Below are 13904 nucleotides of genomic sequence, written 5' to 3'. Positions count from 1 at the left end.
TGCGGCTTTCCGCCGCCGAGCGCGAGAAGCCGTGTCCTCCGTAGCGACGACATGCCCCCTCCAGGGGTCATCCGATACCGTCCAGGCATGGGCTTCCAGATTTCGAAGGCCGTGATCCCCGCCGCAGGCCTGGGCACGCGCTTCCTCCCCGCCACCAAGGCGATGCCGAAGGAGATGCTCCCCGTCGTCGACAAGCCGGCCATCCAGTACGTGGTGGAAGAGGCCGTCGGCGCAGGGCTCACCGACGTGCTGATGATCACGGGCCGCAACAAGAACGCGCTCGAGAACCACTTCGACCACGTGTCCGAGCTCGAGGAGACCCTCAAGAAGAAGGGCGACCACGAGAAGCTGCAGAAGGTGAACCAGTCCACGGACCTCGCCGACATGCACTACGTCCGCCAGGGCGACCCGCTGGGCCTCGGCCACGCCGTGCTCCGCGCCAAGATGCACGTCGGCCGCGAGCCGTTCGCCGTGCTCCTCGGTGACGACATCATCGACGCCCGCGACCCGCTGCTCAAGCGCATGATCGAGGTCCAGGGCGAGAAGAACGCCACCGTCGTCGCCCTGCTCGAGGTCCCGGAGTCGCAGACCCACCTCTACGGCATCGCCACGGTCGAGGAGACCGACACCGACGACGTCGTGAAGATCACCGGCCTCGTCGAGAAGCCCCCGCAGGGCGAGGCGCCCTCGAACCTGGCCATCATCGGCCGCTACGTCATCCGTCCCGAGGTCTTCGACGTCCTCGAGAAGCAGGAGCCGGGCAAGGGCGGCGAGATCCAGCTGACCGACGCGCTCATGAAGATGGCGAACGCCGAGGAGTGGACCGGCGGCGTGTACGGCGTCGTGTTCCGTGGACGCCGATACGACACCGGTGACAAACTCGACTACATCAAGGCGATCGTCCAGCTCGCCTCGGACCGCGAAGACCTCGGCCCCGACCTCAAGTCGTGGCTCAAGGAGTTCAACGCGGGCGAATAGACGACCCGTCGCCGAACGGGTCCGGGGAACACCCCCGGGCCCGTTCGACGCTCCCGGAGGAACCAGCGCGATGACGACGATCCCGACCCTGTCCCACGGGCGGGTCACCATCCGGCCCCTCCGTCTCCGCGACACCCGCGACCTCGACGTCGCCCTCGCGAGCAACCGCTCGTGGCTCCGCACGTGGGAGGCCACGAACCCCTCCGGTCACGTCTCCACCGACGTCCGCGGCAGCATCCGTGCGCTCCAGGCCAACGCCCGCGCGGGGCTCGGACTCCCGTTCGCGATGGAGCTCGACGGCCGCTTCGTCGGGCAGCTCAACGTCTCCGGCATCACGTACGGCTCCCTCGCCAGCGCCTCGATCGGCTACTGGGTCGTCGAGGACGCCGCAGGCCACAACGTCACGCCGATCGCCGTCGCGATGGCTGTGGACCACTGCTTCCGCGTGGTCGGCATCCACCGCATCGAGATCTGCATCCGTCCCGAGAACGCCCCGTCGCTGCGGGTGGTCGAGAAGCTCGGCTTCCGGTACGAGGGGCTCCGCCGCCGGTACATCCACATCAACGGCGACTGGCGCGACCACTTCTGCTTCGCCCTCGTCGCGGAAGAGGTCCGCGAGGGCGTCCTCGAACGCTGGGTCCGCGGCCAGGTCCCGCCCGGCGTCGGTTCGGTCCCCCTCGCGGCACGCGACGAGGCCGCGATGCCGCTGCACACCACGCCCCGCGTCTGACCCGCGGGTCCGGTCCGTCCGGGCGGCCCGGGAGGCGCGGCTCGCCCCCGTCGATTTCGTCACGACACGCGCAACACGCGTCCGGCAATCACCGGCCGGGGGAACGCCCACCCCTACCGTGTCCCCATGGCAGGTATCGGCTCCTGGGGCGGCGGCATCGTCCTGCTCATCGCGGCCGTGCTCTGGCTCGTCTACCTCATGCCGTCCTGGGCGGCCCGTCGGCAGTACCTCGCCACCGAGCGGAACGCGATCCGGCTGCAGCAGACCCTCCGCATCCTCGCGCAGACCGCCGAGCTGCCGGACGAGGTCCGCATCGAGATGAACGCGAAGTCCCTCGCCGAGGCCCAGCGGGTCGCGAAGTCGGAGGAGGCGAAGCGCACCGCGATCGTCCGCGCCCACGAGGCCGCCCGGCAGCGGGAGATCACCCGACGACTGGCCGAGCAGGCACCCGTGCTCGAGCGGGCCTCGGCGGTCCCCGCACTCACCGCGATGCGCATGCGTCGGTCCCGACTGGGGGCGACCCTGCTCGGCACGCTCGGCCTCGTCGTCGCGGTCGTCGTGTTCGTCGCGGCCCCCGCCGCCTGGCTCGTCGGTGTCGCCGGCCTCGTCGCCGCCGGTGGGTCCGCAGCGGTCCTCGCCCAGCTGCACCAGGTGGCGAAGGCGCGGAAGGCCCGGACCGCGACGGTCGTGCCGGAGTCGAGCCGCGCCTCCAGGCCCGCGAGCGAGTGGACGGACCCGGCGCCGCCGCTGTCGACCGAGCAGCCCGCCGAGCCCGCTCGTGACCGCAGCTGGACGCCGAACCGCGTCCCGAAGCCGCTGTACGTCGAACGCCCGAAGGTCCCGGCGGCCACGCCGGAGTCCTCGGCGGAGCTCGCCGCCCGCCTGAAGGAGCGGGTCGCCGCGGCCAAGGCGGAAGCCGAGGCCGAAGCCGCCGCGATCCGTGCCGCCGAGACCGACCCGTCGCTCGCGCGGGTGTCGCCCATGCGCCCGGACGTCGAGGAGGCCGTCGCGTCGCTCTCCGCGCACGACCAGGGACGGCTCGCCGAGCGGCTGGGCCTGCGCGCGCCGGCCGGGACGGGAACCCCCGTCGCGCAGGCCGCTCCCGCTCCGGAACCCGCTGCCCCCGCCGCGCCCCCGGCGGCGCCGAGCAAGTGGGCCGGCATGGGGGTCCTCGGCGAGGACGCCTACGAGCAGGCGGACCTCGACGCCATCATGCGTCGCCGCCGCGCCGTCTGATCGCCCGATTTCGGATCGGGCCGACGCGGGTGCTAGTGTGGACGCGTTCTCGGGGCTATGGCGCAGTTGGTAGCGCGTCTCGTTCGCAATGAGAAGGTCAGGGGTTCGAATCCCCTTAGCTCCACTCCGAGACAGAAGGCCACCCGATCGGGTGGCCTTCGTCGTTCCGGGGCGGGCCCGGGTCAGCCGGGGACGCTCTCCGTCAGGATCCCGGCCTGGGCGAGCTCGCCGTGGATCGCGTTGGCGGCCTGCTCGAAGGCGCGGTTGCCGCGCGAGATGCCGAGCGCACCGCCCTTGAGCGCCGACTTGCCGGCACCGCGCAGGAGCCGCGCGACCGTCCGACCGTCCGGCGTGACCATGATCTGCACGTCGAGGCGGGTGTGGAAGGTCCGGTCGTTCGCCATGCCGCCGATGAGCAGCGTGAGGCCCATGCTGCCGCGGGTGGCGCGGAGGGCTCCCTGGTCGCCGTCGTCGACGGTGTAGCCCTCGCGGACGAGTGCGCCGCGGACGAGTGCGCGGACGTGGTCGGGGGCGGCTGCGACGAAGAAGTCGTGGCTCTCGGGCATGGGTGGTCTGATCCTCTCGACGGTGGTTCCTGCCAGAGATCATGCCGTGTCGTCGCCTACCCTGGGAAGCACCATGACTGCTTCCCTGACGCGCCGCTCCCTGCTGTCCCTCGCCGGCGTGACCGGCATCGGGCTCGCCGTCGCCGCGTGCTCGTCGGGGGACGGCGGAACGGGCAAGGGGTCCGGTGGTGGCACGAGCAACGGTGGCGGTTCGTCCACGCCCACGGCGAAGCCCGTCGCGAAGTCGCTCAGTCCGGCGCAGGTCCCGCTCGCCGGCGGTGTGACGATCACCGTCGCCGGCTCCGGGCTGGCAGCGGTCGCCGGCGTCACGGTCGGGGGCATCGCCGCGCGGGACGTCCGGGCGACCGCCACGAAGGTGACCTTCACGGCACCGCACCAGGCGATGTACACGGCGGGTTCGGCGGACGTCGCGCTCTTCACGACCGCGATCGAGCCGTCACCGTCCGCCAACCAGTCCTCGGACGGCAACGGCAGCGCCGCGAACGACGGGCAGACCGGGGCGACGCAGGACTCCGCGACGGCCACGCCCACACCGACCACCGCGCCCGTCCCGGACGCCTCGACGGCGGTCGCGACCTCGACCCTGGCCTACGCGGCACTGACCGACGTCGACCGGCAGCTCGAGTACGCGATGGCGCACTGGAAGGACTACAACCTCGCCGAGTACGGCACCATGAACCCGATCGGTGGCGACTGCGCGAACTACGTGTCGCAGACCTTGATCGCCCGCGGCTGGCAGCAGCGCTCCGACTGGTACAACCGGTCGGCCGGGGCGGAGCACTCGGCGACGTGGACCTACTGCCCGACGATGGACCCGTGGCTCACCGCGAACGCCGCGGAGTTCGGGCTCACCCGCCGCTCCCTCGACGAGCGCGACAAGGTCAAGGTCGGCGACATCGTGTTCTACGACTGGAACGACAACGACTCGCCGGACCACACCACGATCGTGTCCGAGGTGTTCACCGAGCCGGACGGCACGGTCCGGATCAAGTCGGCGAGCCACAACCAGGACGGGCCGTACCGCGACCTCGACGAGATGATCACGGTGCAGCACCCGGGCGGGACCGCCTGGTTCCACACGTTCGACGCGTAGCGCCGCCGCGCGCCGGCGGTTCGGGTGCCTGGCGGTGCTCGCAGCCGGTTCGGCGGGGCAGCGCACAACGAAAGTGCGCTCGAACCACGGCGACCCCCGGCGCGGAGTGACTTTGGTTGTGCGAGCCGAGCCGTGCCGGGCCGCGCCGCGCGTCAGGGGTACCCGAGGAACCAGAGCAGCACGACGGCGACCGGCTGCAGGCACACGCCCACCACGAGCCACACGACCGCCCGCCGCCGCGTCCGCACGAACACGTCGGACCCGAGCAGCGGTGCCGTCGGCATGAGCAACCGGGGCAGGGACTGCTGGGGCAGGAACACCGCCACGAGGTACAGCGCGTACGCCGCCGTGAACGCCCACACGTCCACCCCGAGGGCCCGGACCGACCTCCGCGTCCAGAACCACACCGCCCCCGCGAGCACGGCGACCACGAGCACGATCCCGAGCGGCCCGAGCCACGTCCCCGCCATCGTGAACCACGGCGTGAGCGGCGCGAAGTGCTGCCGCCCCACGAACCCCACCCACCACGACAGTTCGGTGTCGAGGTAGGCGTTCGGCCGACCCGTCACGGCCGAGGCGATCACCGGCCACGCCAGCCCCGCCGCGGCCGCCACCAGCCCCGACACGACGATCGCCACGGCGTCCCGCACCGGGAGCGCCCGACGCTCCTGCACCCATCGCACGACGAGGTGCACCGCGAGCGCCACGGCCAACGCCAGCACCCCCGGCTTCGTGAACGCGGCCACGAGCCCGAGCGGCGCGACCAGCCAGTAGCGCCGACGGACGAGCGCCAGCAGCGCCCCGAACAGCAGCAGCAGGAACGTGCTCTCGGCGTAGGCCACCTGCAGCAGGAACGCGGTGGGACCGAACGCGAACAGCGCCGTCGCCCACCGCGCACGGTGCGAGCAGCCCACGGCGAGCACCAGCCGGTAGAGCAGCACGCACGCCCCGGCCCCGGCGAGCGTCGCGACGAGCACGCCCGCGACCCAGAACGACCCGCCCGTCAGCGGCATGACCGCGCGCACGAGCGTCGGGAACACCGGCAGGAACGCCCAGGCGTTCGGGAGGACGTGCCCCGAGTCATCGAGCGGCAGCGTCGTCGGGTACCCGTGCTCCGCGATGATCCGGTAGAAGGACGCGTCCCACGACCCCGAGAACGTGAAGAAGGACGGATCGCGTCGGGACGACGCGAACGGCCAGCCGTTCGCCGTCGCCACGACGTACACCGTCGCGAGCAGGACCGTGCTCACCACGCGCGAGGCCAGCCACAGGAGCAGGGGAGTGGTCCAGCCGCTGTGGCGCGCCTCCAGGGCCGGCCCGGAGGCGCGGCTCGTCTCCCCGGCGCTCGTCACCGCCCGATCCTCGCACGTCCACGGCACGTCACCGGTGTCCACAAGGCGTACGGTTCCAGCCTCGGGGAGGGCCCACGGCGTTGCATGGTCGGCGTTCCCTGGAAGACGTAACCACCGGAGGCACCATGCCGTTCATCACCGTCGGAGCCGAGAACGGGCACGACATCGACCTGCACTACGACGACTTCGGATCGGGCGACCCGGTCGTCCTCATCCACGGCTGGCCCCTGTCCGGCCGCTCGTGGGAGGGCCAGATCCCGGCCCTCGTCGAGGCCGGGCACCGTGTCGTCGCGTACGACCGTCGTGGCTTCGGGCAGTCGTCGCAGCCGTGGGGCGGGTACGACTACGACACGTTCGCCGCCGACCTCGACACCCTGCTCGACCAGCTCGGGCTGACCGAGGTCACGCTGATCGGGTTCTCGATGGGTGGCGGTGAGCTCGCGCGCTACGTGTCCACCTACGGCACGGGCCGGGTGAAGAAGCTCGTGTTCGCGAGCGCGGTGCCGCCGTACCTCTGGAAGTCCGACGACAACCCCGAGGGCGGGGTCGACCAGGACCTCGCGGACTGGTTCTCGAACGGGATCACCGGGGACCGCCCCGCGTTCCTGCACGAGTTCATCGACCTGTTCTACACGGCGGGCAAGCCCTCGCTCGTGAACAAGCCCCTGGTGTCGGGCGACCAGCGCGCGTACGACCTCGCGATCGCCGAGCTCGCATCGCCGAAGGGCACGCTCGACTGCACCGTCGCGTTCGCCACGACGGACTTCCGCGACGACCTCACCAAGATCGACGTGCCGACGCTCGTGATCCACGGCGACTCCGACGGCATCGTGCCGTTCGAGGTGTCCGGCAAGCGGACCGCTGCGGCGATCCCGAACGCGCAGACCCACGTCATCGAGGGCGGGCCGCACGGGGTGCTGGCATCGCACAAGGACGAGTGGAACGAGGCCGTCCTGCGGTTCCTCGCCTCCTGACCCGCGCCTCCCGATCGGCGCCTCCTGATCCGCGCCGAGACGCCGCGTCGGTCGCGCACCGATCTCCGCGTCTCGTGAGCAGCAATGGTCGGGTCCGTTCGTCGGACCCGACCATTCCTGCTCACCGAGGACGTGCCTCCCGGCTCCTGCGTCGGGTCAGCGACCGGTGACCGCGCGCCGGATCTGCTCGATCGGCACCTTCGGGGTGCGGTCCGCGTTCAGCAGGCCGTTCGTCTCCTGCATCGTGTCCGTGAGCTGCGTGTAGCAGGACCCGGCGAGGAACGAACTCGCGCGGATCGCGTCGTACAGCGCCGTGATCCGGGCGATCCAGTCGTCGCCGTCGGCCGCGGTCGTGTAGCCCCAGCCGTCCTCGCGCTGGGCGCCGGGCTGGTAGTTCACACCGCCGAACTCGGTGAGCATGACCGGCTGACCGCGGTCGACCGCCCCACCGACCAGCACCCAGCGGTCGGACGGGCCCATGCCGTGGAACAGTGCCGTGCGCGCCGCGTCGTCGGCGTAGGTCGCCGCGAGCCGGGGCCCGACGCCCTCGTAGTCGTGGATCGTGATGATGTCCGAGTCCGGGTGCTCCCACCCGTCGTTCGAGATCACCGGCCGCGTCGGGTCGATCGCCCGCGTGACATCGGCCAACGACCGCGCGTAGGCCTGCTGCGCGGGGTCGGTCGCGATGTGCTGCACGCCCCAGCTCTCGTTCGCCGGGACCCACGTGACGATGGACGGGTGCGAGGCGTCGCGCTCGACGGCGTCCATCCACTCGCGCATCAGCCGCTGCACGGCCCGCGGCGAGAACGCGTACGCACCCGGCGCCTCAGCCCACACGAGGATGCCGAGCCGGTCCGCCCAGTAGAGGAAGCGCGGGTCCTCGATCTTCTGGTGGTTGCGTGCGGCGTTGAAGCCGAGCTCCTTGATGAGCTCGACCTCGCGGCGGAGCGCCTCGCGGGAGGGGGCTGCGATGTGCGAGTCCGGCCAGTACCCCTGGTTGAGGACGCTGCGGACGTCGTAGCTCCGGCCGTTGAGGAGGAACGCGCCACCGTCGACGCCGACGGTGCGCACGCCGAAGTAGGACGCGACGGCGTCGATCGGGGTCGGGTCGCTGCCGGATCCCAGCAGGGTGACCGTGGCGTCGACGAGCCGAGGTGCCTCCGGCGACCAGTGCAGCTCGTCCTCGGCCTGCCCGTTCGCCTGCCGGGCGATCGGGACGAGCACGTCGAACTCGTTCGCCGTCGCACCGAGCGTGGTCTCGATCGTCGCGAGGTGTTCGTCGCGCTCGTCCCAGCGGGCGTCGACGCGGAGGCGCTCGCCGCCGGTCCGGGCGCCGGCGAGCCGGACGGTCAGGCGGAGCGTCTGGTGGTCGAGGTTGGTCCAGCGGAGGTACTCGATCGACGTGGTCGGCACGGCCTCGAGCCAGACGGTCTGCCAGATGCCGGTGGTGCGGCGGTACCAGATGGCGTGCGGGTCCTCGTGCCAGTCCTGCTTGCCGCGGGGCTGGGTGAGGTCGTGCGGGTCGTCCTCGGCGCGGACGACGAGGGTGTGCACGGCGTCGGTGGCGGTCAGGACGTCGGTCACGTCGAACGAGAACGGCGTGTGGCCGCCCTCGTGCTCGCCGATGAACTGCCCGTCGATCCAGACCCGGGCACGGTGGTCCACCGCGCCGAAGTGCAGCAGGAGCCGGGGTTCCGCGTCGCCGTGTCCGGCGGCCTCGAGCTCGGCGCGGCCGATGGTGCGGGAGTACCAGACGACGGGGTGGAAGCCGGGCTCGTCGATGCCCGACGCGACGGACTCGGGCGGGAACGGGACGACGATGTCCCGTGCGTCGGGGAAGCCGGTGCGCCAGGCGGGGTCGTCGCCGTCGTTGCGGAAGGACCACGTGCCGTCGAGGTCGGCCCAGTGCGGGCGGAGCATCTGCGGCCGGGGGTACGTGCCGTCCTGCCGGGAGGCGATCGGGAGGGCCTGCGGGGAATCGGTGTCAGGTGCGGCGACGATGCCGTCGAGCGTGCTCATGCCTCAATGCTGGCGCGGCTGGTACATCGTTGTAAAGAGCGCGGCAACGATTCCGGGCGAGTGCCCGCCCGGCCTGTCAGGCGATCGCGGCGTCCCGCGTCAGGACCATGACGTCCATGCGCCCCTGCTGCACGGTCTCGCCCCGCTGGTTCCGGAGCGACACCGTCCGCTCGACGATGCCCGTCGTCCCGGAGCTCGTGAGCCGCGTCGACAGGATCTCGACCTCGCACGTCAGGGTGTCCCCGATGAACACCGGCGCCGTGAAGCGCCACTGGTCGATGCCGAGCAGCGCGACGGCCGAGCCCTCGAACACCCCGGTGCGGGCGATCAGCCCGAGGCAGAGCGAGGTGCCGAGCAGCCCGTGCACGACCCGCTGGCCGTAGCGGGTCCTGGCGGCGAACTCGACGTCGGTGTGGACCTGGTTGTTGTCGTTCGTCCACGAGGCGAACGACACGACGTCCGCCTCGGTGATGGTCCGGCCCGGGGTCGTGAAGGTCTGTCCGGCGGCGAGGTCTTCGAGGTAGTGCGGCACCCGGTCATCCTCGCAGACCGGTCGCCACGCGCGACCGCAGGCGGGCGACGAGGTGCTCGGCCCGGTCCCGCTCGCGCTCCACGACGGCGTGCTCGGTCGTGGCGAGGACCCCGGCGCCGAACGTGTCCGCCCCGCTCCTCGCCGCGAGGGTCGCCAGCTCCCGGTGGGCCGCGGTGGCGTGCGCCGCGTCGAGTACCTCGCCGAGGCCGTCCTGGACCCGCCGCAGCAACCCGAGGCGCCGCTTCCCGAGGTCCGTCGCCCCGTCGGCGGCCTGCAGGGCGTAGCGCAGCCGCCGCGCCGCCTTCCGGACCTCGTGCAGGTCGTCGAGCGTCTCGGTGCCGCCGTCGATCGCCTTCGCGACCCGCTTCCGCTCGCGCGCGATCCGGCGGACGGCGAACGCCTGGGCGTCGTCGTCGGCGTGCGGTCCCCGCGGCGCCCGGGCGACGAGGTCGTCGAGGCGGTCCAGCGCCCGGAACCACGTCGCCGAGCGCAGGGTGTGCCGGAGGTCGGCGGCCGCCGCCGCGCGGGACTCGGCGACGTGCGCACCGATCCGGTCGAGGGTCTCGGCGTCGACGAAGCCCTCGGGAGCGCGGCCGGCCGTGCGGAGCAACCGGTCGCGCAGGACCTCGGCGTCGCGGGCGACACCGGCCACCCGCGAGACCTCGGCCAGTTCGGCGCGCAGGGGTTCGGTGGCGTCGCGGTCGAGGGCACCGCGGTACGCGGCCAGCACGCTCCGCAGCCGACGCAGGACCTTCCGGAGGTCGTGCACCGACCCGTGCTCGTCGGCACGCACCCTCGGGTCGACCGCGACGAGGTCGGCGCGCAACGACCGGAGGGCCGCTCGCAGGGCAGCGGCCGCGGAGCCCCGTCGTGGGCGTGCCGCCGACCCCTTCCGACGCTCGGGTGCGGCACGGAGCGCAGGGCGCCCGGCTCCGCCACCAGCGCGCCCGGCCCCACCCCGGGCGCCACCACCCGCCCCGGGTTCCGCCGCGTCCGCCAGCGCCCGCTCCGCAGCCCGGGACACCGTCCCGCCCCGCCCGTCGTCGCTCAGCGCCCACCACCGAGCCGACCGGAGCACCGCGGCGTCAGGCTCGCCCTCGTCCACACGGACGTCGGCCACCTCGGCGCGGAGCCGCCCGTCCCGACCGCGCAGCTCGACGAGGCTCGTCACCGTGTCCCGCACCCGGACGACCCGGACCGGGCGGCCGCGCAGGAAGACTTCGACCACGTCGCGCGGTACGTGGTCTGCATCGTGGTCGTCGCCGCCGTCGAGGTCCGGGGGCACCTCGACCGGTCCGTCACCGCGGTCGACGCTCCACCCGGCGTCCGACCGGAGGAGCTCGACGCCCTCGGCCGCGAGGACCCGGTCGTCGGTGTCCCACAGGTGCTCGCGCAGCACCACGGGACCGTGCCGGTGGACGCGGTCGGCGAAGGGTTCGAGGGCGGGCAGTCGCCGGTCGTCGGCGATGCGCCACGTGCGACGGGGGTCGGTGTGGCCGAGCGGCTCCGGGTGCGGGGTCTGCATGCCGTCAGTGTCGTCCGCCGCGGGGCCCTCGTCACCGGGCCTGCCGCGTTCTGTGGATGCCGCACCCGGAACGACGCCCTGTGGAGGACAGCGGACGACCCGAACCCAGCGCCCCACGACCCCAGCGCCCAGCGCCCCACGCCCCACGACCCACGACCCAGCGCACCACCCTCAGCCCCCGGCGCGTACGGTTCGCCCCATGAGCGACGAGGCACCCGTCCCCGCCCCCGGCGAGCCCACCGACCGCACCCTCGAGGGTTGGATCGCCCACCAGCGCTGGTACACGGCGAAGGGCACCACCCCGCGGCTCCGAACCCTCGCGCAGCCCGCCGGTACCCGCCTCGTCCTCGACGACGCCCCGACCGGCCCCGTCCTCTACCAGGCGCCGGTCAGCCCCGACGCGGCCGGGACCGTGCACGATGCGACCGCCGATCCGGACTGGATCCGGTCCCTCGCCGCGCGCATCGACGCCGACGACGAGAGCCTCGTCCCGATCGGCACGGTCAGGCGGTCCCGGGTGCTCAGCGGCGAACAGTCGAACACCTCGGTGATCTGCGAGACGGACACCGGCGCCGAGGTCATCGTGAAGGTCTTCCGCGTGCTGCACCACGGCGACAACCCGGACGTCACCACGCAGCTCGCCCTCTCTGCCGCGGGCAGCGCCCGGGTGCCGCGCGTGTACGGCGCGCTCCGCGGGAGCTGGCCGGACCCGGGGCGCTCCGACGGCACCGCGACCGGGCACCTGGCCTTCGCCCAGGAGTTCCTGCCGGGGCTGCAGGACGCCTGGCGCGTGGCGCTCGGCGACGCCCGCGAGGGCATCCCCTTCGCATCCGACGCCGAGCGGCTCGGGCTCGCGCTCGCCGAGGTGCACCGCACCCTCGCCGACGCCCTGCCGACCGAGCCAGCCGACGACGACCGCCGTGCCGCCGCGATCGCGACGATGCACGGCCGGCTCGACGCCGCGGCACGCGAGGCCCCGGCGATCGCCCCGCACGTCGACGCCGTCCGTGCGGTCTACGCCCGGGCCGCCGACGCCGACTGGCCCGACCTGCAGCGCATCCACGGCGACCTGCACCTCGGACAGGTGCTCGCCGCTCCGGAACCCCGCGGCTGGGTCTTCCTCGACTTCGAGGGCGAGCCGCTCCGGCCGCTCACCGAGCGCTCCCTGCCGGACGTCACGCTCCGGGACGTCGCCGGCATGCTGCGCTCGTTCGACTACGTCCAGGGGTCGCTCGCCCAGGACGCCGAACCCGTCGACGCGGGGGAGTGGGCGCAGGACGCCCGGTCGGCGTTCCTCGACGGCTACCAGCAGGGGACGGGATCGGACCTGCGTACCCACCGGGAACTGCTCGACGCGTTCGAACTCGACAAGGCCGTCTACGAGGTCGTCTACGAGACCCGCAACCGTCCCGACTGGGGCGGGATCCCGCTCGCCGCGGTCACGCGCCTGGTCGCGCGCAGCGCGGCCTGACCGACGGGCCGAGGGCTGCGGCCCTGGACCGGACCGGATGACGGACGGGAGGCGCGGTGCCAGCCGGCACCGCGCCTCCCGTCCGTCATCGGGTGACGCCCGTCAGTTGACGGGTCCGGTGTACTTCTCACCCGGTCCGGCACCCGGCGCGTCCTGGATGCTCGACGCCTCGCGGAACGCGAGCTGCACCGAACGGAGCCCGTCGCGCAGCGGGCGGGCGTGGTGGTCCCCGATCTCCGTCGCCGCGGCGGTGACGAGCCCCGCGAGCGCCGTGATGAGCTTGCGCGCCTCGTCGAGGTCCGTCTGCTGCTCGGGGTCGTCCGCGAGACCCACCTTGACGGCGGCCGCGCTGAGGAGGTGCACCGCCACGGTGTTGATGAGTTCGACGGCCGGCACCTCCGAGATGTCGCGGGCGGCCTCGTCGGGCTCGGGGGATGGGGTGTCGGTCACGGTGCTCCTCTGCTAGACTCGTCCGCGGCAGATGCTGTCAGTGTGCCCGGACTCGTGCGAACGAGGCCGATCACTCCCGCAGCGTCACGAAAGAGGAGTCTCTCCCACCCGCGGCCGCGCACCACAGGCTACCGGGTCCACACCGCTCCACCGGCGTCCGCGTCGGTCGGCCGTCCCGCAGGGGTCGGCGTCGGGCGGCTGCCGAACGGGTCACGATCCGTGCGTCAGATCTCCTCTCTCGTGCCGTCGTCCAGGGCAAACGCCCCGGACGGCCACCACCTGATTGAAGGAGCTCCGCATTCCCGATCCCCGTACCAACGACCGAATCCGCGTCCCCGAGGTCCGACTCGTCGGCCCCCAGGGCGAGCAGGTCGGCGTTGTCCCCATCGCCGTCGCACTGCGCCTCGCGCAGGAAGCCGAGCTGGATCTGGTCGAGGTCGCGCCGAACTCGAAGCCGCCCGTGGCGAAGATCATGGACTACGGCAAGTTCAAGTACGAGGCCGCTCAGAAGGCCAAGGAAGCGCGTCGCAACCAGGTGAACACGGACCTCAAGGAAGTCCGTTTCCGCCTGAAGATCGACGTGCACGACTACGAGACGAAGCGCAAGCGCGCCGAGGGCTTCCTCCTCGGTGGCGACAAGGTGAAGGCGATGATCCTCTTCCGTGGCCGCGAGCAGTCGCGTCCGGAGCAGGGTGTCCGTCTCCTCCAGAAGTTCGCCGAGGAGATCGCCGAGTTCGGTGTCGTCGAGTCGCGTCCGACCCAGGACGGCCGCAACATGACGATGATCATCGCCCCGCTCAAGAACAAGTCCGACGTCAAGGGTGAGCAGAACGCCAAGCGCGCTGCTCAGAAGGCCGAGCGTCGTGCGTCGGAGCACGCTGCGAAGGGCAAGGACGAGACCACCGACGTGGCTCCCGAGCCCGCGCAGGCCGAAGCTCCCGCCGAATAGGTCTCACC

Annotated in this window: 13 protein-coding genes and 1 tRNA gene; 8 read left to right on the top strand and 6 right to left on the bottom strand. The window is 72.5% G+C overall.

Annotated features, from left to right (window positions below):
* Positions 1 to 87 precede the first annotated feature (87 nt).
* From galU to BM028_RS04860, 4 genes are all read left to right on the top strand, one after another.
* Complete coding sequence (gene galU, locus BM028_RS04875; RefSeq protein WP_022907539.1) at positions 88 to 978, top strand: UTP--glucose-1-phosphate uridylyltransferase GalU; 891 nt, start codon at positions 88 to 90, stop codon at positions 976 to 978.
* A gap of 70 nt (positions 979 to 1048) precedes the next feature.
* Positions 1049 to 1708: a GNAT family N-acetyltransferase gene (locus BM028_RS04870; protein ID WP_070417871.1), complete on the top strand. Its 660-nt coding sequence runs from the start codon at positions 1049 to 1051 to the stop codon at positions 1706 to 1708.
* A 126-nt stretch (positions 1709 to 1834) separates the two neighbouring features.
* Positions 1835 to 2944, top strand: a complete 1110-nt coding sequence (locus BM028_RS04865; RefSeq protein WP_092385035.1) for a hypothetical protein — start codon at positions 1835 to 1837, stop codon at positions 2942 to 2944.
* 51 nt (positions 2945 to 2995) lie between these two features.
* A tRNA-Ala gene (locus tag BM028_RS04860) sits at positions 2996 to 3068 on the top strand.
* A 58-nt stretch (positions 3069 to 3126) separates the two neighbouring features.
* On the opposite strand, the gene BM028_RS04855 is transcribed toward BM028_RS04860, so the two are convergent.
* The gene (locus BM028_RS04855; protein ID WP_071295815.1) at positions 3127 to 3510 is read right to left on the bottom strand and encodes a hypothetical protein; all 384 of its coding nucleotides are present in this window, start codon (positions 3508 to 3510) and stop codon (positions 3127 to 3129) included.
* Between the two features lie 73 nt (positions 3511 to 3583).
* On the opposite strand from BM028_RS04855, the gene BM028_RS18165 reads away from it, so the two are divergent.
* On the top strand, positions 3584 to 4624 hold the full coding sequence (locus tag BM028_RS18165) for an amidase domain-containing protein (protein ID WP_175495999.1): 1041 nt from the start codon (positions 3584 to 3586) through the stop codon (positions 4622 to 4624).
* 152 nt (positions 4625 to 4776) lie between these two features.
* On the opposite strand, the gene BM028_RS04845 is transcribed toward BM028_RS18165, so the two are convergent.
* The gene (locus BM028_RS04845; protein WP_254789408.1) at positions 4777 to 5976 is read right to left on the bottom strand and encodes a hypothetical protein; all 1200 of its coding nucleotides are present in this window, start codon (positions 5974 to 5976) and stop codon (positions 4777 to 4779) included.
* Positions 5977 to 6101: 125 nt separating this feature from the next.
* On the opposite strand from BM028_RS04845, the gene BM028_RS04840 reads away from it, so the two are divergent.
* Positions 6102 to 6950 carry an alpha/beta fold hydrolase gene (locus BM028_RS04840; protein WP_092385033.1) on the top strand — a complete coding sequence of 283 codons (849 nt, stop codon included), beginning with the start codon at positions 6102 to 6104 and terminating at the stop codon, positions 6948 to 6950.
* A gap of 156 nt (positions 6951 to 7106) precedes the next feature.
* Here the strand turns inward: BM028_RS04840 and BM028_RS04835 are convergent, their stop codons facing one another.
* The 3 genes from BM028_RS04835 to BM028_RS04825 all read right to left on the bottom strand — a co-directional run bounded on the left by BM028_RS04835 (position 7107) and on the right by BM028_RS04825 (position 11026).
* A complete protein-coding gene (locus BM028_RS04835; RefSeq protein ID WP_092385031.1) occupies positions 7107 to 8969 on the bottom strand; it encodes a glycoside hydrolase family 2 protein in 1863 nt (620 codons plus the stop codon).
* Positions 8970 to 9045: 76 nt separating this feature from the next.
* Positions 9046 to 9501, bottom strand: coding sequence for a MaoC/PaaZ C-terminal domain-containing protein (locus tag BM028_RS04830; RefSeq protein ID WP_070417876.1), 456 nt, complete (start codon positions 9499 to 9501; stop codon positions 9046 to 9048).
* 4 nt (positions 9502 to 9505) lie between these two features.
* A complete protein-coding gene (locus BM028_RS04825; RefSeq protein ID WP_092385029.1) occupies positions 9506 to 11026 on the bottom strand; it encodes a CHAD domain-containing protein in 1521 nt (506 codons plus the stop codon).
* Between the two features lie 199 nt (positions 11027 to 11225).
* On the opposite strand from BM028_RS04825, the gene BM028_RS04820 reads away from it, so the two are divergent.
* Complete coding sequence (locus BM028_RS04820) at positions 11226 to 12497, top strand: phosphotransferase (protein WP_092385027.1); 1272 nt, start codon at positions 11226 to 11228, stop codon at positions 12495 to 12497.
* Between the two features lie 102 nt (positions 12498 to 12599).
* Here BM028_RS04820 and BM028_RS04815 read toward each other — a convergent pair whose 3' ends face one another.
* Complete coding sequence (locus tag BM028_RS04815) at positions 12600 to 12947, bottom strand: DUF1844 domain-containing protein (RefSeq protein WP_071295810.1); 348 nt, start codon at positions 12945 to 12947, stop codon at positions 12600 to 12602.
* Positions 12948 to 13230: 283 nt separating this feature from the next.
* On the opposite strand from BM028_RS04815, the gene infC reads away from it, so the two are divergent.
* Entirely contained in the window at positions 13231 to 13896 is a 666-nt protein-coding gene (gene infC, locus BM028_RS04810) for a translation initiation factor IF-3 (RefSeq protein WP_070417880.1), read from the top strand.
* Positions 13897 to 13904: the final 8 nt, after the last annotated feature.

The sequence above is a fragment of the Curtobacterium sp. YR515 genome (genome assembly GCF_900113095.1).
Classification (GTDB): domain Bacteria; phylum Actinomycetota; class Actinomycetes; order Actinomycetales; family Microbacteriaceae; genus Curtobacterium.
Note: the sequence above shows the minus strand (reverse complement) of the source record. Positions and strands in the feature narration are given on the sequence as shown.